Annotated in this window: 21 protein-coding genes; 6 read left to right on the top strand and 15 right to left on the bottom strand. The window is 35.7% G+C overall.

Annotated features, from left to right (window positions below; translation table 11 throughout):
- Window positions 1-98: 98 nt before the first annotated feature.
- The 4 genes from KKI44_RS09520 to folK form a co-directional block, all read right to left on the bottom strand.
- Window positions 99-2,000: an ATP-dependent DNA helicase RecQ gene (locus KKI44_RS09520; protein ID WP_214590783.1), complete on the bottom strand. Its 1,902-nt coding sequence runs from the start codon at window positions 1,998-2,000 to the stop codon at window positions 99-101.
- Window positions 2,001-2,078: 78 nt separating this feature from the next.
- A complete protein-coding gene (locus tag KKI44_RS09515) occupies window positions 2,079-3,539 on the bottom strand; it encodes an OmpA family protein (RefSeq protein WP_214590782.1) in 1,461 nt (486 codons plus the stop codon).
- Between the two features lie 41 nt (window positions 3,540-3,580).
- On the bottom strand, window positions 3,581-4,696 hold the full coding sequence (locus KKI44_RS09510; RefSeq protein ID WP_214590781.1) for an outer membrane beta-barrel protein: 1,116 nt from the start codon (window positions 4,694-4,696) through the stop codon (window positions 3,581-3,583).
- Window positions 4,697-4,713: 17 nt separating this feature from the next.
- The gene (folK, locus tag KKI44_RS09505; RefSeq protein ID WP_214590780.1) at window positions 4,714-5,133 is read right to left on the bottom strand and encodes a 2-amino-4-hydroxy-6-hydroxymethyldihydropteridine diphosphokinase; all 420 of its coding nucleotides are present in this window, start codon (window positions 5,131-5,133) and stop codon (window positions 4,714-4,716) included.
- A 20-nt stretch (window positions 5,134-5,153) separates the two neighbouring features.
- On the opposite strand from folK, the gene sppA reads away from it, so the two are divergent.
- Window positions 5,154-6,911: a signal peptide peptidase SppA gene (gene sppA / locus KKI44_RS09500; RefSeq protein ID WP_214590779.1), complete on the top strand. Its 1,758-nt coding sequence runs from the start codon at window positions 5,154-5,156 to the stop codon at window positions 6,909-6,911.
- Between the two features lie 77 nt (window positions 6,912-6,988).
- Here the strand turns inward: sppA and KKI44_RS09495 are convergent, their stop codons facing one another.
- The 6 genes from KKI44_RS09495 to lnt all read right to left on the bottom strand — a co-directional run bounded on the left by KKI44_RS09495 (window position 6,989) and on the right by lnt (window position 10,886).
- Window positions 6,989-7,258, bottom strand: a complete 270-nt coding sequence (locus KKI44_RS09495; protein ID WP_214590778.1) for a GlsB/YeaQ/YmgE family stress response membrane protein — start codon at window positions 7,256-7,258, stop codon at window positions 6,989-6,991.
- Window positions 7,259-7,321: 63 nt separating this feature from the next.
- The gene (gene ftsY, locus KKI44_RS09490; protein ID WP_087712363.1) at window positions 7,322-8,275 is read right to left on the bottom strand and encodes a signal recognition particle-docking protein FtsY; all 954 of its coding nucleotides are present in this window, start codon (window positions 8,273-8,275) and stop codon (window positions 7,322-7,324) included.
- Window positions 8,276-8,461: 186 nt separating this feature from the next.
- On the bottom strand, window positions 8,462-8,611 hold the full coding sequence (locus tag KKI44_RS09485) for a DUF4295 family protein (protein ID WP_087712364.1): 150 nt from the start codon (window positions 8,609-8,611) through the stop codon (window positions 8,462-8,464).
- A gap of 20 nt (window positions 8,612-8,631) precedes the next feature.
- Window positions 8,632-8,814 (bottom strand): 50S ribosomal protein L33, encoded by a 183-nt coding sequence (rpmG, locus tag KKI44_RS09480; protein WP_027379950.1) that lies wholly within the window; start codon window positions 8,812-8,814, stop codon window positions 8,632-8,634.
- A gap of 3 nt (window positions 8,815-8,817) precedes the next feature.
- Window positions 8,818-9,060 (bottom strand): 50S ribosomal protein L28, encoded by a 243-nt coding sequence (rpmB, locus tag KKI44_RS09475; RefSeq protein ID WP_002976757.1) that lies wholly within the window; start codon window positions 9,058-9,060, stop codon window positions 8,818-8,820.
- 191 nt (window positions 9,061-9,251) lie between these two features.
- Window positions 9,252-10,886, bottom strand: a complete 1,635-nt coding sequence (lnt, locus tag KKI44_RS09470; protein ID WP_214590777.1) for an apolipoprotein N-acyltransferase — start codon at window positions 10,884-10,886, stop codon at window positions 9,252-9,254.
- Between the two features lie 55 nt (window positions 10,887-10,941).
- Here lnt and KKI44_RS09465 point away from each other — a divergent pair, with 55 nt between their 5' ends.
- Window positions 10,942-11,364: a VanZ family protein gene (locus KKI44_RS09465; protein WP_214590776.1), complete on the top strand. Its 423-nt coding sequence runs from the start codon at window positions 10,942-10,944 to the stop codon at window positions 11,362-11,364.
- Window positions 11,365-11,759: 395 nt separating this feature from the next.
- Here the strand turns inward: KKI44_RS09465 and proC are convergent, their stop codons facing one another.
- The 5 genes from proC to KKI44_RS09440 are packed head-to-tail and all read right to left on the bottom strand — an operon-like array spanning window position 11,760 to window position 15,871.
- Complete coding sequence (gene proC, locus KKI44_RS09460) at window positions 11,760-12,563, bottom strand: pyrroline-5-carboxylate reductase (protein ID WP_214590775.1); 804 nt, start codon at window positions 12,561-12,563, stop codon at window positions 11,760-11,762.
- 15 nt (window positions 12,564-12,578) lie between these two features.
- Window positions 12,579-13,142: a hypothetical protein gene (locus KKI44_RS09455; protein WP_214590774.1), complete on the bottom strand. Its 564-nt coding sequence runs from the start codon at window positions 13,140-13,142 to the stop codon at window positions 12,579-12,581.
- 9 nt (window positions 13,143-13,151) lie between these two features.
- Window positions 13,152-14,165: a UDP-N-acetylmuramate dehydrogenase gene (gene murB, locus KKI44_RS09450; RefSeq protein WP_214590773.1), complete on the bottom strand. Its 1,014-nt coding sequence runs from the start codon at window positions 14,163-14,165 to the stop codon at window positions 13,152-13,154.
- A 4-nt stretch (window positions 14,166-14,169) separates the two neighbouring features.
- Complete coding sequence (locus KKI44_RS09445) at window positions 14,170-14,649, bottom strand: hypothetical protein (RefSeq protein WP_214590772.1); 480 nt, start codon at window positions 14,647-14,649, stop codon at window positions 14,170-14,172.
- Between the two features lie 16 nt (window positions 14,650-14,665).
- Window positions 14,666-15,871, bottom strand: coding sequence for a pyridoxal phosphate-dependent aminotransferase (locus tag KKI44_RS09440; protein WP_076390929.1), 1,206 nt, complete (start codon window positions 15,869-15,871; stop codon window positions 14,666-14,668).
- A gap of 199 nt (window positions 15,872-16,070) precedes the next feature.
- Here KKI44_RS09440 and KKI44_RS09435 point away from each other — a divergent pair, with 199 nt between their 5' ends.
- From KKI44_RS09435 to KKI44_RS09420, 4 genes are all read left to right on the top strand, one after another.
- Window positions 16,071-17,255, top strand: a complete 1,185-nt coding sequence (locus KKI44_RS09435; RefSeq protein WP_214590771.1) for a hypothetical protein — start codon at window positions 16,071-16,073, stop codon at window positions 17,253-17,255.
- Window positions 17,256-17,265: 10 nt separating this feature from the next.
- The gene (locus tag KKI44_RS09430) at window positions 17,266-18,690 is read left to right on the top strand and encodes a hypothetical protein (protein WP_214590770.1); all 1,425 of its coding nucleotides are present in this window, start codon (window positions 17,266-17,268) and stop codon (window positions 18,688-18,690) included.
- Window positions 18,691-19,427: 737 nt separating this feature from the next.
- Window positions 19,428-19,700, top strand: coding sequence for a hypothetical protein (locus KKI44_RS09425; protein ID WP_214590769.1), 273 nt, complete (start codon window positions 19,428-19,430; stop codon window positions 19,698-19,700).
- Between the two features lie 76 nt (window positions 19,701-19,776).
- A complete protein-coding gene (locus KKI44_RS09420) occupies window positions 19,777-20,625 on the top strand; it encodes a GLPGLI family protein (RefSeq protein WP_214590768.1) in 849 nt (282 codons plus the stop codon).
- The last annotated feature ends 159 nt before the right edge of the window (window positions 20,626-20,784 follow it).

The raw sequence follows: 20,784 nt of genomic DNA, 5'->3' as shown, positions 1-20,784 counted from the left end.
GTGCAAAGATAAGGTCTTTGAAGAAGGATTGAAAGATTTGAATTTTAAAATTGGCAGTTGGAATCAGAAAAATGTAATGCCGAGCTTACTGAAGTATCTTAAGCCAAAGCATACGTTCTGAAATTCAGCATTTTTACTTTTCCGGTATCCAGAAGAAAAATTAAATTTTCCAGAATATTCTCTTTTGAATGATAGCTCAGCTGGATAGAAAGTTCTTCAATCGTTGCTGGTCTTTTGCCGAGCAGATTCAGAATCTGGTGTGAAATGTTTTTCCCGAAGATTGACTGTTTATTTCGCTCACAAACAGAGCATTGCCCACAGTTTTTAGTATTTTTTTCACCGAAATAGTTTAGGATGAGCTTCATTTTACAGTATTTTTCATCTTCGATATAAAATTTCATTTCTTCCCACTTTTGGATTTTATTTTTCTGAATATGTTCAAAAAGTTTCCAGTACACAGAGCTGTTTAATCTTTCATCTCTTGGTTTTAGAAATTTTACGCTGGTTAAAGCCCCATCAATATACTCCACATATCCTTTTTGCTGAAGCTCTTTTAGTCTTTCTTTTATTAATTCAACACTTGATCCGATTTTTCCGCTTACCTGCTGTTCACTGAACATCACTTTATGTGTAGTAATTCCGGAAATCGTACGAAGCATCAGTTCTAAAAAATAGGCATCTTTTCGAGGAAGCTGATCGATTTCATGGGCTTCCATCAAAAGTTGTAGTGATGAAAGACTTTTATGTTCGTTAAAATAGATAATTTCCTGATTGTGAAGAAAATTGAGAACATTTCTGATCTTCGCATTCGAAAGTTTCGTGAAATTATAAATTCCGTTGATATTCAGTTGAAAAACTTTTTCCGGAAGTTCAAATTCGGCAACCTGAAAAATAGAGTAGAGGTAAGTAACGATTTTTAAAAACTCAGCTTTATTTGGAATCTGGTTCTTTAAAATTTGGTCAAAGTTTAAAAGTTCCTGCTTATTCCAAAGCAGAAATGCAAAACTTTCTTTTCCGTCTCTTCCGGAACGACCGATTTCCTGATAATAATTTTCAATGGAAGGAGCAGGAGAGTAATGAAGTACAAAACGTACATTATCCTTATCAATTCCCATCCCGAAAGCATTGGTGGAAATTAAAACATGGTTACTGCTTCTGTTCCATATTTCCTGTTTGGTATTTTTTTCTTTTGTGGATAAACCTGCGTGAAAGTAATCTACATTTTTAAGCTGATTTTTTTTCAGAAATTCACTGAGAAGTTCAGCCTCTTTTCTGGTTCTTACATAAACGATTCCCGATTCGTTGGAGAATTTTAAAATATCGAAGACTTTCTGAAATTTATCCGAAACTTCTTCCATGAAAATTTTAATATTGTCTCTTTTAAAACTTTTCTGAAAAACCTGCGGATTTTTTAATTCCAGTTTTAATTTTATTTCCTCCAGAACTTTTGGCGTAGCGGTTGCCGTTAAAGCCAGACAAGGAATTTCAGGATTGTTTTTTCTGAATTCTTTGATATTCTGATAACTCGGACGGAAATCCTGTCCCCACTCTGAGATGCAATGCGCTTCATCTACTGCAATGAATGACAGTTCAATTTCTTCAATATTCTGCAGAAACTGTTTATTGGTAATTCGTTCAGGAGAAACATACAGCAACTTTGTCAGTCCTTCTTTGCATCGGTCATAGATATTTTCAGCATCATATTCATCCAGTTCCGAAGACAGATATTCTGCTTCAATTCCTCTTGATTTCAATTGGTTTACCTGATCTTTCATCAAGGCGAGTAAAGGGGAAATAACCAGACAGGTTCCTTCTTTTAATAAAGCAGGAAGCTGATAGCAAAGCGATTTCCCGGCTCCGGTCGGCAGAAGAACAAGAGTGTCTTTTTCATTGATAACAGAATCGATAATTGCTTCCTGAGAATCCCGAAAACCATCATAACCCCAGAAATGTTTCAGGGTTTTAAATTTTAGCTCTTGAAAATCTTGCTGAGAAATCATGGGATAAAAGTAATAAAAGTATTCCGACAAAAAAAGCCACGCAATGCATGGCTTTTATGTATTTAATAATAAATTTAATTATTTAGCTTCGAAGTAAACTCTTCTGTTTGCTCTGTTTTTCCATTCAGGGCATTTTGTAGCAGGGTTACATTCAGGATACTTAAGATCTTTTTCACCTCTACCTACTGCATTTAATTTACCAGATTGAACTCCGTTTTTAATTAAATAATCTTTTACGTTGTTCGCTCTTCTTTCAGAAAGTTTTTGGTTATATGCATCAGAAGCTCTCGTATCTGTTGCTCCAACTACTGTGTAAGATCCACTGGAAGAATTAATATAATTTACTGCGTTGTTAAGAATTGGAGTGTTAGAAGGTAAAATTCTGTCTGAATTCAGATCAAATTCAATTCCTTCCAGAGTTCTTGTAGAATCAGTTACAGGTCCAATCGGAGTAGGAGCTGTTGTAGGACAGCCTTGGTTTTCAACTGGTCCCGGAACGGTTACACACTTATCGTAAAGATCGATTACACCGTCAAGATCAGTATCAAGAGCTACACCTGCACCGTCCACTCTTGCACCTGCAGGAGTATCAAGCTGTCTGTCCCAATCGTCGCAAACACCGTCGTTATCAAGATCTCCTTTCTTACAAACTTCAATATCCTGGTTTTTGTTAGCCAAAACATCTAGTTTATAGTAGATCTCCTGAAGCGGATCATGCCACATTAAGTGAGATTCGTGTTTTCCAAGTTTTAGAGAAACCCCTAAAGTAGCATTAAAGAAGTTATCAGAAACCTGTTCTTCACGCTGGTTGATCGGATCGTATTTACGGCCTCCACCATCGAATTCATCATCTCCGGTCATTACATACATTAATCTACCTTCTATGTCGATTCTTCTGTTTACTTTAAATTTCACACCGGCACCTGCCTGAGCGAACATTGAACCAAGCTGGAACGGCTTAATTTCCGCAGCCAGTCTTTGTCCTTTTTCATCCTTCTGGAAAGCTCTGTATGCTATTGTTCCCACACCTGCATATCCGTGTAAAGCCCATCTGTAAGGAGAATGGTTATCAACTCTTCTGAATAGGTTTGAGAAGTTAATATCTCCTAATAATGAGATCGCATCATATTGCGTTCTTGCACCTACGTGCTGAGTTGCAGAGGCATCACTAGGGGCAGAATCTTTGGTATTGAACCATCCTTGTCTGGTTTCACCTCTGTCATATTGTAAATTAATACCAAAAGCATGAGTAATAGCTTTATCAATACTCACATATGCAGAATAACCAAAAAGGTTTTTACCGTTTCCGTTTTTTATAGATGTTAAATCTGAAGACTGCATTAAAGGTACACCAGCACCGAAAGAGATTGCCCAATCGTTAAAACGTTTAGATTTATTGGTAAACGGGGAAACATTTGCAGAGCCCGATGAGAACGTATTTGGATATTGCCCGTTTGAAACTACCGCAGTTGAGTCCTGTGCAAAGGCAACTGTAGGAACAGTAAGTGCTAATGCAACAATTGCTAAACTTAATTTCATAGTGTATTTTTTATTTAGTTAATTAAATGATTTAGTTATAGTTATTTAGTTGTAGTTGGACAACCTTGGTTTTCAACCGGCCCCGGAACCGTTACACACTTATCATATAAATCGATTACGCCATCCAGATCCATGTCTAAAGCAACTCCGGCTCCGTCTACTCTTGCTCCTGCAGGAGTATCAAGCTGTCTGTCCCAATCGTCACATACTCCGTCGTTATCAAGATCTCCTTTTTCACAAACTACAAGATCTGTACTTTTATTTTCCAGAACATAGGCTCTGTAATAAGCTTCCTGAAGCGGATCGTGCCATGCAAGGTGAGAATTGTGTTTTCCTAATTTGAAAGAAACTCCCAGGTTAACAGTCCATGCATTGTCTGATCTTCTTTTATTAAGCATATTATATTTTGAAACTTTTGAAGTAACATCATAATCTGCCGGACCTGCGTTACCGCCACCGTCGAATTCGTCGTCTCCACTGATGATATACATTGTTCTTGCTTCAATGTCGATAAGTTTCGAAACTTTATACTTCAAACCGGCACCAAACTGATAATAAACCGAGTTGATGTCTAATTTTTGGTTGATAAATAAAGGTATTCTGGCAGGAGTAGTGCTCCATCTGAACTCATTATTATCGTACAAAGAGGTATTATAGTTCATTAAACCGATACCTGCATAACCGTGCAATGCCCATCTGTATGGAGAATGATTGTCTACTCTTCTTAAGAGATTAGAAAAGTTAACATCTCCCATTAAAGCAACCTGATTATATTTTGTTTTTGCTTCTGCAACTCCGGCAGCTACACCTGCAGCACCTTCAAGCTGCCCTCTCTGATTGGTTTCACCTCTCTGATAAATAAGGCTGATTCCTACAACGTGGTTAATCTGTTTGTCTAAGCTTACATAAGTGTTGTATCCCCAGTTGATCTTTTTATCTGTAATAGATTTAAGATCGGAGTGTACCATAAAAGCAGCACCTCCACCTACTGATACAGACCAGTCGTTAAATCTTTTAGCTTTTGTGTCGAAAGGTTGAACATTGGCAGAACCTGAAGAGAATGTATTTGGATACCTATCATTTGAAGTAACAGCTATACTATCTTGTGCGTAAGCAGCGATAGGCAACGTAGCCAATAATAATAAACCTAATTTCATACAATATGTTTTATGTTTTATTTGATAAAATGCTTTAATAATGTTCTGGAAAATTCTCTTTCAAAAAGATGCTTTTTGTGAGGGATTTCCAATCTTTCTGAGACAAATTTTAATTCATTATATGTAACGATATCTATGTCTATTACTCTATCAGAATATCCTCCTGAAGCTTTAGAATCGTTAGTTCTTCCCATTTCTTGTTCAATACTTTTAACAAAATCAAGCAGTTGAATAGGCGAAAGATGAGTCAACATTATCAGTGCAATATTACAAAAAATATTAGAACTGGCAAATTCTACAGGCTCGGATATTAAAAATTCACTTAATTTTAATATTTCATTTCCACCATTTTGCAGTTTTTTTATAGCGGTTTCAAGATTTTTTTTTTGATCTCCAAGATTACTTCCGAGTAACAAAACGACTTTATGTTGCGACATATTATTAAAATGATTGATTTATGAAAAGTTTTTTTAAAAATGTACTGGCAAATATAGTGGCAATTGTCATTTTATGCGCTGTGTTTTTCTTCTTTTTCGTCATCATGCTTGTGTTCAGCGCGATGGGAAGTGAGAAATCCGTAGTGGTAAAGAAAAATTCTGTCCTTACGATTAATTTAAAAACCAATATAATAGATAGTCCTACAGAAGAGCAGAAAGGACTTTTTAATATTAGCGAACAAACAAAAAATGTGTTGATTTATGATGCTATTGAAGCCATCGAAAAAGCAAAAACCGATGATAATATTAAAGGAATAAGTATTGAAGCCGATTATTTAAATGCAGGAATTACTCAGATTGACGATCTCAGAAATGCTATTCAGGATTTTAAAAAGAGTGGGAAATTTGTTTATGCTTATGGAAATACGGTTTCTCAGGCGGCTTATTATTTAGGATCGGTTGCAGATCAGTATTATCTTAATCCTTCGGGAATGATCGAGCTTAAAGGTCTGGCAACGGAAGTCGCTTTTTATAAAGATTTTGCCGATAAATACGGAATCGGGATTGAAGTTATCCGTCACGGAAAATTTAAATCTGCTGTTGAACCTTTTTTGAGAAACGATATTTCTCCGGAAAATAAAGAGCAGTTAAGCACACTTTTAAATGATATCTGGAAAAACACTTCTTCAAGAATGGCGGTTTCAAGAAAAATAGATACGGCACAGTTCAGAACGGTTGTGGACAGTCTTTACGGAATGATTCCTGATTTAAGTTTAAAATATAAACTGGCAGATAAGCTTATTCAGAAAACAGAATACGATCAATTAATTAAATCGAAGTTAAATTTATCAGGAGACGATAAGTTAAATAAAATTTCTTTAGGTAAATATATTGCTTCTTATTCTGATGATGAAAAATCAGGAGACAGAGTAGCAGTTCTGTATGCTTCAGGTTCTATTAATGGAGGAGACGATTATAATGATATCCATTCCGAGAAATATATTAAATACATTAAAGAACTTCAGGATAATGATAAAGTGAAAGCGGTCGTTTTCAGAATTAATTCTCCGGGAGGAAGTGCAAACGCTTCGGATGAAATTTTGTTTGAACTTCAGCAGTTGAAAAAGAAAAAACCATTAATTGTTTCCTTTGGAGATTATGCGGCTTCCGGAGGGTATTATATAGCAATGGCGGCAGATAAAATTTATTCTGAACCCAATACACTTACGGGATCGATCGGAGTTTTCGGAGTAATTCCTTACTTCAAAGATATTGCGAATAAAAACGGAATCCGTTCAGATATTGTCTCTACCAATGCGAATTCTCAATATTATTCTTCTCTAAACGGAGTTACGCCTTATGGGGTGAGTTTGATTACAAGAAGTGTGGAAGGAACTTATAAAAGATTCGTGCATTTTGTAACGCAGAATAGAAAACAGACTTTTGAACAGATTGACAGTGTAGGAGGAGGAAGAGTATGGAGCGGAACAAGAGCCAAACAGATCGGTCTTGTTGATGAATTGGGAACATTGAATGATGCCGTAAAATTTGCTGCTCAGAAAGCAGGATTAAAATCTTACGAAGTTTCTTCTTATCCTAAAAGCATGACCCCTTTCGAGCAGATCTTTAAAGATCTTAATGAAGATGATATTTCTGCAAGAGTGGTGAAAAACAAAATCGGAAAAGCAAATTATGAACTCTTAGAACAGATCGTAGAGGAAAGAAAACTACAGTCTGAAGTGAAAATGGAAATGCCTTACCAGATCAAAATCAACTAACTAAATTATATATATTTTACAAGAAACGGCGGATTTGAATTTCAAATCCGCCGTTTTAATTTTTATCCTAATCAAGTTTAGCTTTTTTTGGTAAGCATTCCGTAGATCCACAGAACAATTAAAGCGCCTCCCACTGAAAATATAATGGGCCAGAAGTGAAACATTCTTTCGTCGCTTGCTCCGCCTCCTCCAAAAACAGCATTGGCAATAAATCCGCCTACTAAGGCACCTATAATTCCTAAAATACAGGTCATTAACCAACCCATGTTTTGTTTGCCAGGCATAATCATTTTAGCCAAAGCTCCTACAACTAGTCCAAAGATAATCCAAAGAATAAATGTAAACATAATAATTATTTTTTTAAAATTAGTGTTAATAGATACAACTAATTTATAAAAAAATATTAGTTGTTATCTTTTCTTGAAAAATGAATCTACAAACTCCGTACCATTAAACAACTGCAAATCCTGCATCTTCTCTCCAACGCCAATATATTTCACAGGAATTTGGAACTGGTCTGAAATTCCGATAACAACCCCTCCTTTTGCAGTTCCGTCTAATTTTGTTACCGCTAAAGCATTAACTTCCGTGGCTGCCGTGAATTGTTTTGCCTGTTCAAAAGCATTCTGACCGGTAGAACCGTCAAGAACCAGTAAAATCTCATGAGGAGCATCCGGAATAACCTTCTGCATTACTCTCTTGATTTTAGAAAGTTCATTCATTAAATTAATCTTGTTGTGAAGTCTTCCCGCCGTATCAATGATAACCACGTCTGCATTTTGGGCAACCGCACTCTGTACCGTATCAAAAGCAACGGAAGCCGGATCTGATCCCATTTCCTGCTTTACAATAGGAACTCCGACTCTCTGACTCCAGATCACCAACTGATCTACTGCAGCGGCTCTGAAGGTATCTGCCGCTCCTAAAACGACCTTTTTCCCTTCTGAGGTAAACTGATGTGCCAGTTTTCCGATGGTGGTCGTTTTTCCTACGCCGTTTACACCGACAACCATAATGACGTAAGGCTTTTTGGAAGTGTCGATATTTCCGGTTCCGGCGTGTGGATTTTCAAGAAGAAGACCTGAGATTTCTTCACGAAGGATTTTATCAAGTTCGTTTACACCAACGTATTTGTCTCTTGCAACGCGTTCTTCAATTCTTTCTATAATTTTGATGGTGGTAGATGCGCCGACGTCGGATGCAATGAGTACTTCTTCAAGATCATCAAGAACTTCATCATCTACTTTGCTTTTGCCGACTACGGCTTTCGTCATTTTTTCAAAGAAACCCTGGCTGGATTTTTCCAATCCTTTATCTAACGTTTCTTTTTCTTCTTTTTTAAAAATATTCTTAAACCAACTCATCTTATGAATTATGGAATTTAATGTTTATGGGAAGTAGGGGAGACCTGAAGTTTAAAACCTGATTTTTAAGTTTTATGATGAACTTCCGGCACCCGGCTTATGACTTCCAGATTAGATTAAAAGCAAAGATAACAAAAAAACTACCCAAAATATGAGTAGTTTTTTATATTGTAAATAAAGTGGAGATTATTTTTTCAAATAACCGTCAACTTCGTCTGCATTCATTACTTTTTCTTCGAAAACGTAAGCTCCTGATTTTGGAGACTTCACCATTTTCACCACTTTGGTCATTTTTTTAGACCCGGTTTGTAGGGTTGCTACTACTTTCTTTGCCATGGTAAATTATATTTTATAAATTACTTGATTTCTTTGTGAACTGTAACTTTCTTAAGAACAGGATTGTATTTTTTCAATTCCAATCTCTCTGTAGTGTTCTTTTTATTTTTTGTAGAAATGTATCTTGACATTCCTGGCATACCGCTTTCTTTGTGCTCTGTACATTCAAGGATTACTTGAACTCTGTTTCCTTTTTTTGCCATGATTTAGTTCTTTTTTATCAATCCGTTTCTAGTAGCTCTTTCAATAGCTTCCTCGATTCCAATCTTGTTAATCACTCTCAATCCATGAGCTGATACTTTCAGTGTTACGTGCTTATCCTGCTCCGGAAGGTAAAATTTCTTCTCTAATAAGTTAATTTCAAAACGACGCTTCGTTTTGTTATTAGCGTGAGAAACGTTGTTACCAACCATTGCACGCTTTCCTGTTATTTGGCAAATTCTTGACATATCTCGATGTTCTTATTTGTACTATAATATTTGAGTGTGCAAAATAACGAAGAATTTTTCAGATAGACAAATCTTTTACAAAATTATTTATAAATAATATACAGATTATTAATCCCGATTTCTGGTAATATCACTCACAGCACGCACTGGCTTTAAGAATGATCTGTTTTATATTCCGGAAATAATAATTTTTAAGCCTTCTGTGTCTTTCTCTGAAACCAGCGGATTAAAAAATAAAACAGCAGAAATCCTAAAGCAAAAACAGAAAATCTCGACAGAAGATCTCCTGATCTCGTATAAAAAGTCATCCCGTCATACAGGTTTATTTTAGAAAATAAAGCGGTTTTATCGCCGTAAAAAGTATCTTCCATGATTTCCCCTTTCGCATTAATATGTGCTGAAATTCCGCTGTTTGCAGCTCTTGCGATTTCTCTTCGGGTTTCAATCGCTCTTAATTTTGCGTAGGAAAGAAGCTGTTTATGCCCTTCTGTAACGCCCCACCAAGAATCGTTGGTCATGATGGCTAAAAAATTCGCTCCTTTTTTTACATACTCTCCCGTAAATTCACCATAAATGCTTTCATAACAAATGATCGGAGCAATTTTTCCTTTGTTGAAAGGATTCGAAAAAGCAACCCTTTCTTTATCGGTTCCCAGAGAAGCAACCGTTCCGCCCAGATTAATCATTGCATCGCCCAGAAGTGGTTTTAAATAATTCATATAGGGGAAGATTTCCACACCCGGAACCAGTTTTCCTTTGTGGTAGACTTCTACTTTCTGGTTCGGAATAACCTGCACCGCCGAATTAAAACTTTCCACCCAAAGTCCTGTATGAATCTGGTAAGCTTCTTTCGGCAGATTTTTTTCACTTGTAAAAAAACGATGCGAAGAAATTCCTGTTGCGAAAACCGAACCCGGATGTTTAGTTAAAAATCCTTTAAGATTGTTTAAAATAACACTCTTTTCAAAAGCGGTTTCTGAAATAGAACCTCTTCCCGGAAGCGCAGTTTCGGGCGCAATGTAATAATCTATTTTTGTTTTAGAATTTCTTTCGGCAAGACTTAGAAGATCGTTTTCGATGGTTAAGCTGTCCTGCGTATATTTTTCTGCATACGGATCCAGATCAGGCTGAAGCATCAGAACATTAACGCTTCCGATGGGTTTTTCGTCAAAATTATTATATTTCACCACAGAAATAATCATCGGAATAATGATTAAAGCGGCGACAATGGAGGTGTTCTTAATAAGTTCTTTTCTTTTTCTTCCTGCTTCCCAGATTCTTACAGTGTAGAAAATCAATACATTAATGAGCAGGATCCAGAAGCTTCCGCCGGTTGCGCCTAAAGTATCGTACCACTGGATAAGTTTAGGATAATCGGAAAAAACATTTCCCAGATTCAGCCATGGCCACGTTAATTCCCATCCTAAATGGAACTTTTCAAAGCTCATCCAGATCGCAATCAGAAATCCTAATCCCCAATACGTTCCCTGTGCATTTTTGTACCAGTGATAGCATTGGAAAACCAATGAATACAGGAAAGAATTGACTAGAACCGGAAATACAACCGCCATCATAGAATGGCTTCCGTCCGGATTTTTGGAACCATAAAGCCAGCCTGTTGTTACCACATTCCAGATCACAAAACAGAGGTAGGAAAGTCCGAAAACCACCCAGCTTTTTCTGTTGTAATCTGAAAATTTAGACACGCCGTGTTCCATCATCAAAAGCGGAACAAGCGCAAAAAATATAAAAAACGGAACGCCGTAAGTAGGCCACGAAACGGATAAAAGCATCGCTGAAATGAGCGTAAGTAAAACGTATTTCATTAAATTGATTTAACATACAAATTTAATGTTTTTGAAATGAATAAATTTGCAAACGATGTTAAAGAAATCTTATAAAATTATTATTGTTCCTTACACGCTGTTTTTGCTGTATCTCATGTTTTTCGGGATGGGCAGAACGAAGATGGAAGATAATCTGTTAACCATAGAGCCGATATTTTCTACCATCAATTTCATTAAAGGATGTATTTCATGGAAAGAAATAGTGACTATTGTTGCAGGAAATGTGGTAATGTTTATTCCCTTCGGATTTCTAGGCTGGATTTTTCCTAAACTTCAGGATTTACAGAATCTCCTTTTTACGTTTATTTCGGCAATTACCATTGTAGAGGCACTTCAGTACTTTTCCAGAATGGGGATTTTTGAAGTGGATGATATTATTCTGAATACTTTTGGCGTATTTTTAGGGTTTTTAATAAAGAATTTTATCGAAAAACGATTTCCAAGCGGGATGGTTTGAAATATTTAAGAATACATCAATAGAAATGGATTTTAGTTTATTATAATGATAAAAAAACTCAGTTTGGATAAGAAATAAGTTTAAATAATTGATTTGTAGTACTGTATTAATTTATCGCAAAGCAAAACAAAAGATTTTTTTACCTATTAAAAGTTGATAAGCTAAACAAAGGCACTTCGTTTATTTAAAAAAGACAAAATGGTATTACTTTGATCAGTTTTACGCCTTTGCATATCTTAAAAGCTGAATTCCTGATAATTGAATCTCTTTATTTAACCTTGCGGTTAAGAAGACTTATCCCGAACTCAGATTAAAAAAAGAAAATCGGCTTTAGCCGAAACTTAGTATAAATTCAGGCTGAAGTCGATTTTGATTTATCCTCTGAAAAAGTCTGATTATCCGTTAAGTTCCTTCGCACGTTTTTCTGCATTCAGGATACCGCTTTTTAGAATTTCTTTTAAATTATTTTCATTAAATGATTTCAGGGCAGCTTCAGTGGTTCCGCCTTTGGAAGCCACATCTTTTATAAGTTCTTCCAGACTTTTATCCGAATTGTTGATTAAATGATACGCTCCCAACATCGTCTGTTTCACAAAAAGCTGGGAAAGATTTTCTTCGATTCCCATTTCTACCCCTGCTTTTATCATCGCATCAATAATGTAGTAAAAATAAGCAGGTCCGCTTCCCGAAAGCGCCGTAACACTGTCCAACAATTCTTCATTTTCCAGATAAACAGATCTTCCGGTAGAATTTAATAGTCTCTCAATATTAATCAACTGGCTGAAAGAAATTCCTTCCGCAGAAGTGTAGCCTGTAATTCCCATTCCGAGAAGAGTAGGAGAGTTGGGCATGGCTCTTACAACCAATGGATGATTTAATAATTTCTGAATTTTTTCGATTTTAATTCCTGCCATAATCGATAAAACCATCTGGTTTTCTTTTAACTGAAACCGGAAATTTTCCGCAACATGCTGAAAATCCTGAGGTTTTACGGCAATGATAATTAAATCTGCATCTAAATCTTTCACTTCATCAAAAGTAGAGATCTTAGACTTTGGAAATTCTTCCGAGATTTTTGAAAATTTAGACTGGTTTCTTGTAATTAAATGCAGGTTTTCAGGCTTTATCAGTTCGTATTTCAAAAAAGACTTTGAAAAGGATAAGCCCATATTTCCGGCTCCGAGAATTGCTATTTTCATATTTGTGTGTTTTTATTATTCTTTTAAATATTTTCTGAAAGTTAATGAATACTTATCATTGAAAGTTACAAACTCTATATTTTTGAAAAATATTTTACTTGGTTTTTTATCAATTTTTCCGGTTGCGTCATAATTTTTTACAGTTACTGACTTTTCATTTACCTCCAGTATTTCTCCTATTGTAAAGGTAAATTTATCTTTTTTTATGCCTTCAATGATGCAGTGGAAATTTTGGTCTTTTATTGATTTAAATAAAGATTCAAAGTGTTTTAAAGAAGTGTTTTTTATAATGTCTTGATCGAATTTAATCAGCATTTCTTGAGAAAATATTCGTTCTGATGCTTTTTCGAATTTATTATGACGGAAGCCCGAAATTCTGTTATATGGAATCACTTTTATTCCGTCCAGAGTAAAGTGACATTCCTGAAGCATCAGAAAAGTATCAGAAAATTTAATGATGAAGCCCGATGTCAAATCTTCCGAACTATCGTCAAAAAAGTAAATTTTTATGTAATGTTTTTTACGAAAATGTTTTTCGATCTGCTTTTTGAATTCTTTTTCTGATAAATTTTGTGACATGATGAGTTTTTAAATAATATTCACCTCCCTTTCCAGTTCAATCCCGAATTTTTCTTTCACGGAATTAATAATCTCCGTCGAAAAATCAAAAATTTCCTTTCCGGTTGCGTTTCCTGTTGCGTTAACGATAACCAGAGCCTGCAACTTGTGAGAGGCAACATTTCCTATTTGTTTTCCTTTCCAGCCGGATTGTTCGATCAGCCATCCTGCAGGAACTTTTACAGAATTTCCGTTCGGATATCCCGGAATATTTTCAAACTTCTGCTGTAATGCTTCAAACTGAGCCAAAGGAATCGTCGGATTTTTAAAGAAACTTCCCGCATTTCCTGTTTCTTTCGGATCAGGTAATTTGCTTTGCCGGATATTGATAACCGCTCTGGAAACATCCTGAATCGTAGGATTTTCAATACCTGAACTTTCAAGTTCGGATTGTATTGCGCCGTACTCTGTTTTGATCTTATGATTTCGGAAGGTAAGTCTGAACGAAACTTCTAAAATCACATATTTACCTTTTCCTTCCTGCTTAAAAATTGAGTCTCTGTACCCGAATCTGCATTTTTCAAGATCAAAAGTTTCAATTTCCAGTGTTTCAAGATTTAAAACCTTGCAGTCATAAAAAACATCTTTAATTTCAGTTCCGTAAGCTCCGATATTCTGCATCGGCGAAGTTCCTACGTTCCCCGGAATTAAGGAAAGGTTTTCCAGTCCGCCAAAATTCTTATCCAGACAGAACATCACGAATTCGTGCCAGTTTTCGCCTGCTTTTGCGGTAACCAAAACTTCGTTCTCATTTACAGGCAGCACAGAAATTCCTTTCAGGTTTAATTTAATCACCAGTCCGTCAAAATCTTTTGTAAATAAGACATTGCTTCCGCCTCCTAAAAATAAAGTATTAAGCGAATGAGAATTGGAGAAACTAATGGCTTCTTTCAGTTCTTCAACGGTTTGTATTTCGGTAAAATATCTAGCTTTTACATCTACTCCGAAAGTATTGTATGGCTTTAGTGAATAATTTTCGTGCATTGTTTTAGTTATATTCTGTTGGAAGAAGGACGTTAATCTGGTCTTTTAATTTCTGAAGCTGTTGATAATAAATGGTATCTGAATACGAATTTACATAAACGTGGTATTTTTTCGGTGTTCTGATCTGGAAAGTTTCATCAAATCCGTCAACCGGCTGTTTGCTGGGAGAGCTTTCGATTTTGTCTAATGTTTTTATATTAAGAGACGCCGTTACTCTTTTCCAGATTTGCGGGGTTATTGCAGATTTCCATTCTTTATGGATTTTCTTTGCTGAAACTCCCTGTTCTGCAAAAACAGAATCCTTGTTGATTTTTACGATTTTGTAATTTCCGAGATCTCCGCCGATATCCGAATAGCTTATTGAAATAATTTCGTTGGGGTTTCCGGAATAATTTTCTTCCTTTTTGCTGTTACATGAAAAAAATATCAGCAATAAAATAAATAGTGAGAACAATTTCAAACTATGATATTTTATTGCTGACATATTATGTTAGTTTAAATTAAAGACTGAATTCTGATTTGTATTTTTCAAGAGCATCTTTAAGAATTGCTGCGCTTCTTCTTAAATCTTCCTCTTTCAGAACGTAAGCAATTCTTACCTGCTTTTTCCCCAGTTCCGGATTGCTGTAGAATCCTCCTGCAGGAGCCACCATAATGGTTTCGTTATTGTGGGAATAGCTTTCCAGAAGCCATTGTGCAAACTTTTCAGTATCGTCTACCGGAAGTTCCGCAACGCAGTAGAATGCGCCTTTCGGTTTTGGGCAGATTACTCCCGGAATGGCGTTCAGTAAATCGACAAGAACATTTCTTCTGTGGGTGTATTCTTCTCTTACCGCTCTGATGTAAGCTCCGTCATTCTGGTGAGCTGCCGTTGCCGCGATCTGTCCCAATAAAACAGGGCTTAATCTTGCCTGTGCAAAAAGCATTGCCGCATCGTGAATTTTTTTAGAACGCGTGATCATACATCCGATTCTTACGCCACACATTGAGTAACGTTTGGATTCTGAATCGATAATGATGCAGTTTTCTGCCAGTTCAGGAAAAGCCAGCATAGAAACCTGCTGTTTTCCGTCGTAAACATACTCTCTGTATACCTCGTCTGAAATAACTACGATGTCATATTTTAAAGCAATCTCTGCCAGTTTCTGAAGTTCTTCACGGGTGTAAAGATAACCGGTAGGATTTCCGGGGTTGCAGATAACGATGGCTCTTGTTTTTTCGGTGATTTTTTTCTCAAATTCTTCAACCGGAGGAAGCGCAAAACCAGTATCAATGGTAGACGGAATCGCTACTACATTTACATTGAACGTACTTGTAAATCCGTTATAATTCGCATAATAAGGTTCAGGAATAATAACTTCATCACCATCATCACATAAAGTAGAAATGGCGAAATTTAAAGCTTCTGATCCTCCGTTGGTTACAATGAAATTATCCGGTGTAAGATCTGTGAAATCCAAAGAATGATAATATTCTGTAAGTGCTTTTCTGTAGTCGATATTTCCTTCAGAAAGCGCGTATTCCAATACTTTTAAATCGATATTTTTTAAAGCATTAAGTGCCGTTTCCGGAGTTTCAATATCCGGTTGCCCGATATTAAGGTGATAAACTTTTGTCCCTTTCTGCTTCGCTTTTAGCGCAAAAGGAACCAATTTTCTTACCGGCGATGGCGGCATGTGGAGTGCTCTGTTTGAAATATTCGGCATTGTTCAAAAAATTTGTATGGCAAAAATAAGATATAATTTCGCAATAAAGAAATAAAGCTTATAAAGAAAGAATTTTAACGGGTTAAGTTGAATGTTTTGCTTTAAGGGTTCCTGTAAAATGAATATTTCCTTAATAATAGATACAGAAAGTGTTTTGTTAATAAATTATTTTACTTTTGCGCGGAACTTAAATAGATATATGAAGAAATTAAATTTACTTTTTCCTGTCGTTTTGTTTTCGGTTCAGTCTGTATTCGGACAGAGAATTGATAAAGAAACCATCAGTTTTCAGTTGCTGAAAGAGCCTGTTTTTACAACAGATCTTGCCAACAGAAATTACACCATCACGGTAAAATCTCCTTATAATATTACAAAAGATGATGTTTTAAGGATGTCTAAAGAAGAGTACCAGAATCAGGTAAATAATTATCAGACGAATGTAGAAACAGCAAAGATCGAACATCAGGAAAGGCTGAAAGATTATGAAGCTGAAGTAAAAAAGCTTCAGGAGAAATTCAAGCTGGAATCTGCCGAGTACAATAAATTATCTGCGGTTGAAAAAATAGCCGCTGTAAACGGAGCGCCAATTTTAAGACTGCCTTCAAGACCTGTTCTCAATATTCCGCCGATGCCTGTGTACAGACAGCCCGATCTTAAAGATGCTCTCATTGTAGACAATAAAATTCTTGCTTCACAGATGGATGTAGCGGGTTTTTCTAAAGGCGGGAACTATCTTGATGTGCTTGTTGAAATGGAAAGAACCAATTTTCAGGACAATCAGGGAAAAACATTTGCCAATCAGCCGGTGCGAATTGTCGGAAAACAGAACGGAGTGGTGAAATTAGACAAAACCTATTTTTCAGACTTTGCCGAAATTGCAAGTGTACCTACAAACGAAATCAACCTCAATGTCCACGAAAAAAGGTATCTGCAGAGAACAATGGACCGTACAAGGAATATCATCAACGACAATTTCGGATATCAGACCATCAATTCATCGGTAACTTTAGAAACGGTAAAAAATAAGGGGGATTACGACGATCTGGAAAAAGCATATATCTATGTAACCACCAATCTTAAAAAGCTTCAGGCAAAATCCGATTACGCTCCCAATAAGGTAGCCATGGAAAATATGCAGAAGGGAATCGAAATGTGGAAAACAGCGCTTGGAAAAGTCAATTACAACGATAAAAAAGCCCTTTACAACCAGAAAATAGGAGAGTACCTTTACTTCAATTTAATAAGGCTGAATCTTGCTTTGGGAAATTACACGGAAGCAGAAAAATATTTAAACGAACTTCAGGAACATTTGGTAGACATTAAGCTGTCTTATGATGCCAACCTTGAATTGAAAAGATTAGAAGAAAAAATTTATAATAACTAAAGAAAATAATATGATTAAACAGATTATTGCCTCTGTAATGATTACCGCTTCTGTATGCGCATTTGCACAGGTAAAAGTGGTGGAGGGAACAAAATTTACTACGGACGACAATCTTGAAACGGACGAAAAGCTGGTTTTGGCAGACGATTACAATTCTTATATGTTCAGCGCGATAAATATCGACGGATTGATGAGAAACGTATTCCCACACAAAAAGCTGCTGATGAGAAAACTCGATCAGAACGGAAGCCTTGTAGATACTTACATTCAGGATTACGCGAATAAAACCAATGGTGTTCTTCACAATTATCTGGGTTCTCAGCAGATTGATGAAGACCGATTTGTGGCATTTACGGAAGAATATTTCGGAAAAGAAAACAGAAAAGAAGTTTTTCAGCACGTCTTCAGTAAAAAATCGGGAACGTTTACCACAAAAAGTATCGCGAAATATACAATTGAATCTACGAACAAATCGGGAACGACCTACGTGGTTTTTTCTGAGAACGGAAAATATGCTGCCGTTTTCAACGACCGATATGCCACGAAAAAGACAGATAACATTAATGACGTTCTGGTTCTCGATTTAAGAACATTAACGCCGCTTTGGAACAAAGAAATTTCTTTAAGCAGCGATTATGTGGAAAAATCTTTGACCTTAACCAACTCCGGAAAAATTGTACTGCTTCGTAAAGCTGCAGGCTGGAAAGAATCCTATAAAATAGAGATGGTTTCCAACACGGAAGATAAAGATCTGCCTTTTAACGATAAATATATTCCTGAAAAATTATATGCCATCAGCAAAAATGACAGCGATTATCTGGTAACCTTCGGAAGAAAAAATCAGGCAGTTACGATGGGCGGAAGTACCTTCGGAACAGTGATGTTCTACGACATCAAATCCGGAAAAGCTGTAATCAGTAATACCAATCTTGCGGGTGCTAAAGATATGAACGATGTGAAAGTGATTAAAACCATCGTAAAAGGAGATGAGGTTTTAATGGCGGTTCAACAGGAAACAATTTCGAGACCGATGCCGACTGCAATGAACCGTTTTCCGGATCCTGAATATAAGCTTGATGTGGGCGTTTTAATGAAATTCAATAAAGAAGGAGAAGTAAAGCAGTTTGTACCGCTTGGAAGCAATCCTTCGGGAAGAAGAGTTCAGGTAATTGAATCCGGAGACAATCTGTATGTTTCTGCATTCTATCCGAAAGGAGCATTCGGAAATACAGGTTTCTCCATGAAATCTTTCGATTTTGGCAGTCTGGCTCCGAAAGAACTTACACTCGATTATAAAGGGAGAAATTTCTTCCAGAATTATGGTTTTACAGACGGAAACTTAGTGCAATTTGTTCCGGCAAACAATAAATTGTTGTTTCTGGACAAAAACGGGAAGGATGTTCAGATGTTCAGCGTTTACAATTTTGTAAAATAATTTAATCAAAATAATATTGAAAGAATCAGCCTTAAATTTTTAGGGCTGATTTTTTTTTTGACTTAAAAATAGTTTCAGTTTGAAGATGAGAAATCGTTTCAAAACCCTTATTCTTCATTAAGTGGAACGGCTTTGTGAAACTAAAAAGATTTAATAATTAAAAAATCCTTAGTGAGCATTGTGTTCAATTAAGCAATCGCCTTTCCAGAGCCACCGCCGAAAGGAGGAAGCTTTCGGGAACAGCCGAAACCATCTCGCCAAAAGGAATAAACTTTCGGAACTCTCCGAGTGTATTCCGCCCAAGATGATATACTATCGCGAACAGCCGAAATCATCTCGCCAAAAGGAATATGATTTCGGAAACCTCCGAAGCTAAAATGCCAGAGTGAGCATATTTTAGGAACTTGCTTAAATTAATTTCGGAATTAACCGCAAAAGATGCAAAAGATAATGATAAAGCGAATTTCCGGAATAATCAAAGCACTCAAAAGAATAAAAAGCAAAGATTTTTAAAAACTATTGTGATCTTTTTCATTTATAATCACCAGCTTTAAATAAACATTTAGTTTATCTTTTGTGACTTTTGTGGTTAAATAAACTTCTCATAAAAAGTTAGCAGTAAAATAAAATAATGTTTTAAAACGGCTTCTGTCAGGGGTTTAACATAATAAAATTTTTCTCTTTTGTTTGATTTATAGCCATATATTTGCTGTTCAATTGTAAAAAAATATACAATTATGAAAAAAGTATTTTTTGTCGCTATGCTTGGTGTAGCGGGTCTTGTTAGTGCTAAAGGAACACCTGTAAAAAACTTAAATCTTAAGGCTGCAAAAACAATAGTAAGTACTAAAGAGGTAAAAAAGACAAAAAAAGCGGCTAAATTCAAGAGCACCTTTGTTACTTATACTTCTTGTGGTGTAGCTGCTACCACAACTCAGGACTGGACTAATGAACAAGGACAAATTTGGGCTAATATGGTTGAAGCAATTTATTGTGGACACGGTTATTAATAGTTAAGACATAACAGATCTTCATTTGCACATATGGTTTTATATGTGCAATTTTTCATAATAAAAAGCAATATCAATGTCTTATCATAAAAAACTATTTCAACTATTCGTTTTATTTTATAGTATTTTATTTTATTCTCAACTGAATACTCAAGATTCATTGCGAGGAGATTTTATTTACTTATTGAAAGCTAAATTAAATACGTTAAATCCCAATCAGACAGATGAAGAACTATTCTCACTTCAGGTAGCTGATTATCGTACATTTTTTAGTAGTCTTAATTCTTTGAAAAGAGATTCTGTAGCCGGAATTGTTTCAAGAAAAGCAATTAATAATGGGGGAGGGGTTTTTGATTTCAGAGGGACATCAATGCCACAAACAAAGTTTTCTTATACGATCATACAAACCAATGAAAATATACAGTATTTTCAAAGAGTTGCCATGTCTTTACTATCATATAAAGAATCGGTAATAAAAGATTGGAAACTTATTGACGAAACAAAAATAATAAATACAATTAATTGCAAAAAAGCAGAGGTTTCATATAAAGGCAGAAATTGGACTGCATGGTATTCTGCAGAAATTCCATTGCCTTATGGTCCTTATAAATTCAGTGGATTGCCGGGATTAATCATAAAAATAACTGATGATAAAGGGGATTATGATTTTGAACTGGTAAGATCTGTATCTAATTCCAGATTGAAAGGCAGATTGGTAAATATATATGAAAACAGATACAATAATTCAACGGAAACAACTAAAACAGAATTAGAAAAAACGTTACAAAATTTCAGAGAAAATTCATTAGGAATATTGGAAAGTCTTGGAACAAGTGTTACTCCGGAACAAAGAAAAATCATCATGGAAAGACAGAAAGAAATGCAGTTAAGGAGAAAGGGAGATAACCCTATAGAATTAAATTAGTATAATAAAACAGGAATGAAAAATATTTTACTATTATTCAAAATGATAGCCTTTATTCAGTTAAAAATCGTTTTTCAGCTTTGTGTTCAATTAAGCATCAAGATTAAAACCTACGAATCAAAAAAGTTAAAACAAACTTTCCCTTATTCTTTGTTAAGT

It is taken from the genome of Chryseobacterium sp. ZHDP1 (genome assembly GCF_018603435.1).
Taxonomy (GTDB): Bacteria; Bacteroidota; Bacteroidia; order Flavobacteriales; family Weeksellaceae; genus Chryseobacterium; species Chryseobacterium indicum.
This window is presented reverse-complemented; position numbering and strand designations above follow the sequence as displayed.

What these genes read in the sequence shown, in the direction of transcription:
- rpmB (WP_002976757.1), bottom strand. Translation starts at nt 9,060, where the DNA reads ATGTCAAGAATTTGCCAAATAACAGGAAAGCGTGCAATGGTTGGTAAC.
- ftsY (WP_087712363.1), bottom strand. Translation starts at nt 8,275, where the DNA reads ATGAGTTGGTTTAAGAATATTTTTAAAAAAGAAGAAAAAGAAACGTTA.
- KKI44_RS09440 (WP_076390929.1), bottom strand. Translation starts at nt 15,871, where the DNA reads ATGCCGAATATTTCAAACAGAGCACTCCACATGCCGCCATCGCCGGTA.
- rpmG (WP_027379950.1), bottom strand. Translation starts at nt 8,814, where the DNA reads ATGGCAAAAAAAGGAAACAGAGTTCAAGTAATCCTTGAATGTACAGAG.
- KKI44_RS09485 (WP_087712364.1), bottom strand. Translation starts at nt 8,611, where the DNA reads ATGGCAAAGAAAGTAGTAGCAACCCTACAAACCGGGTCTAAAAAAATG.
- KKI44_RS09430 (WP_214590770.1), top strand. Translation starts at nt 17,266, where the DNA reads ATGATTAAACAGATTATTGCCTCTGTAATGATTACCGCTTCTGTATGC.
- KKI44_RS09515 (WP_214590782.1), bottom strand. Translation starts at nt 3,539, where the DNA reads ATGAAATTAAGTTTAGCAATTGTTGCATTAGCACTTACTGTTCCTACA.
- lnt (WP_214590777.1), bottom strand. Translation starts at nt 10,886, where the DNA reads ATGAAATACGTTTTACTTACGCTCATTTCAGCGATGCTTTTATCCGTT.
- KKI44_RS09465 (WP_214590776.1), top strand. Translation starts at nt 10,942, where the DNA reads ATGTTAAAGAAATCTTATAAAATTATTATTGTTCCTTACACGCTGTTT.
- sppA (WP_214590779.1), top strand. Translation starts at nt 5,154, where the DNA reads ATGAAAAGTTTTTTTAAAAATGTACTGGCAAATATAGTGGCAATTGTC.
- KKI44_RS09510 (WP_214590781.1), bottom strand. Translation starts at nt 4,696, where the DNA reads ATGAAATTAGGTTTATTATTATTGGCTACGTTGCCTATCGCTGCTTAC.
- KKI44_RS09425 (WP_214590769.1), top strand. Translation starts at nt 19,428, where the DNA reads ATGAAAAAAGTATTTTTTGTCGCTATGCTTGGTGTAGCGGGTCTTGTT.
- folK (WP_214590780.1), bottom strand. Translation starts at nt 5,133, where the DNA reads ATGTCGCAACATAAAGTCGTTTTGTTACTCGGAAGTAATCTTGGAGAT.
- KKI44_RS09420 (WP_214590768.1), top strand. Translation starts at nt 19,777, where the DNA reads ATGTCTTATCATAAAAAACTATTTCAACTATTCGTTTTATTTTATAGT.
- proC (WP_214590775.1), bottom strand. Translation starts at nt 12,563, where the DNA reads ATGAAAATAGCAATTCTCGGAGCCGGAAATATGGGCTTATCCTTTTCA.
- KKI44_RS09445 (WP_214590772.1), bottom strand. Translation starts at nt 14,649, where the DNA reads ATGTCAGCAATAAAATATCATAGTTTGAAATTGTTCTCACTATTTATT.
- KKI44_RS09435 (WP_214590771.1), top strand. Translation starts at nt 16,071, where the DNA reads ATGAAGAAATTAAATTTACTTTTTCCTGTCGTTTTGTTTTCGGTTCAG.
- KKI44_RS09455 (WP_214590774.1), bottom strand. Translation starts at nt 13,142, where the DNA reads ATGTCACAAAATTTATCAGAAAAAGAATTCAAAAAGCAGATCGAAAAA.
- KKI44_RS09520 (WP_214590783.1), bottom strand. Translation starts at nt 2,000, where the DNA reads ATGATTTCTCAGCAAGATTTTCAAGAGCTAAAATTTAAAACCCTGAAA.
- KKI44_RS09495 (WP_214590778.1), bottom strand. Translation starts at nt 7,258, where the DNA reads ATGTTTACATTTATTCTTTGGATTATCTTTGGACTAGTTGTAGGAGCT.
- murB (WP_214590773.1), bottom strand. Translation starts at nt 14,165, where the DNA reads ATGCACGAAAATTATTCACTAAAGCCATACAATACTTTCGGAGTAGAT.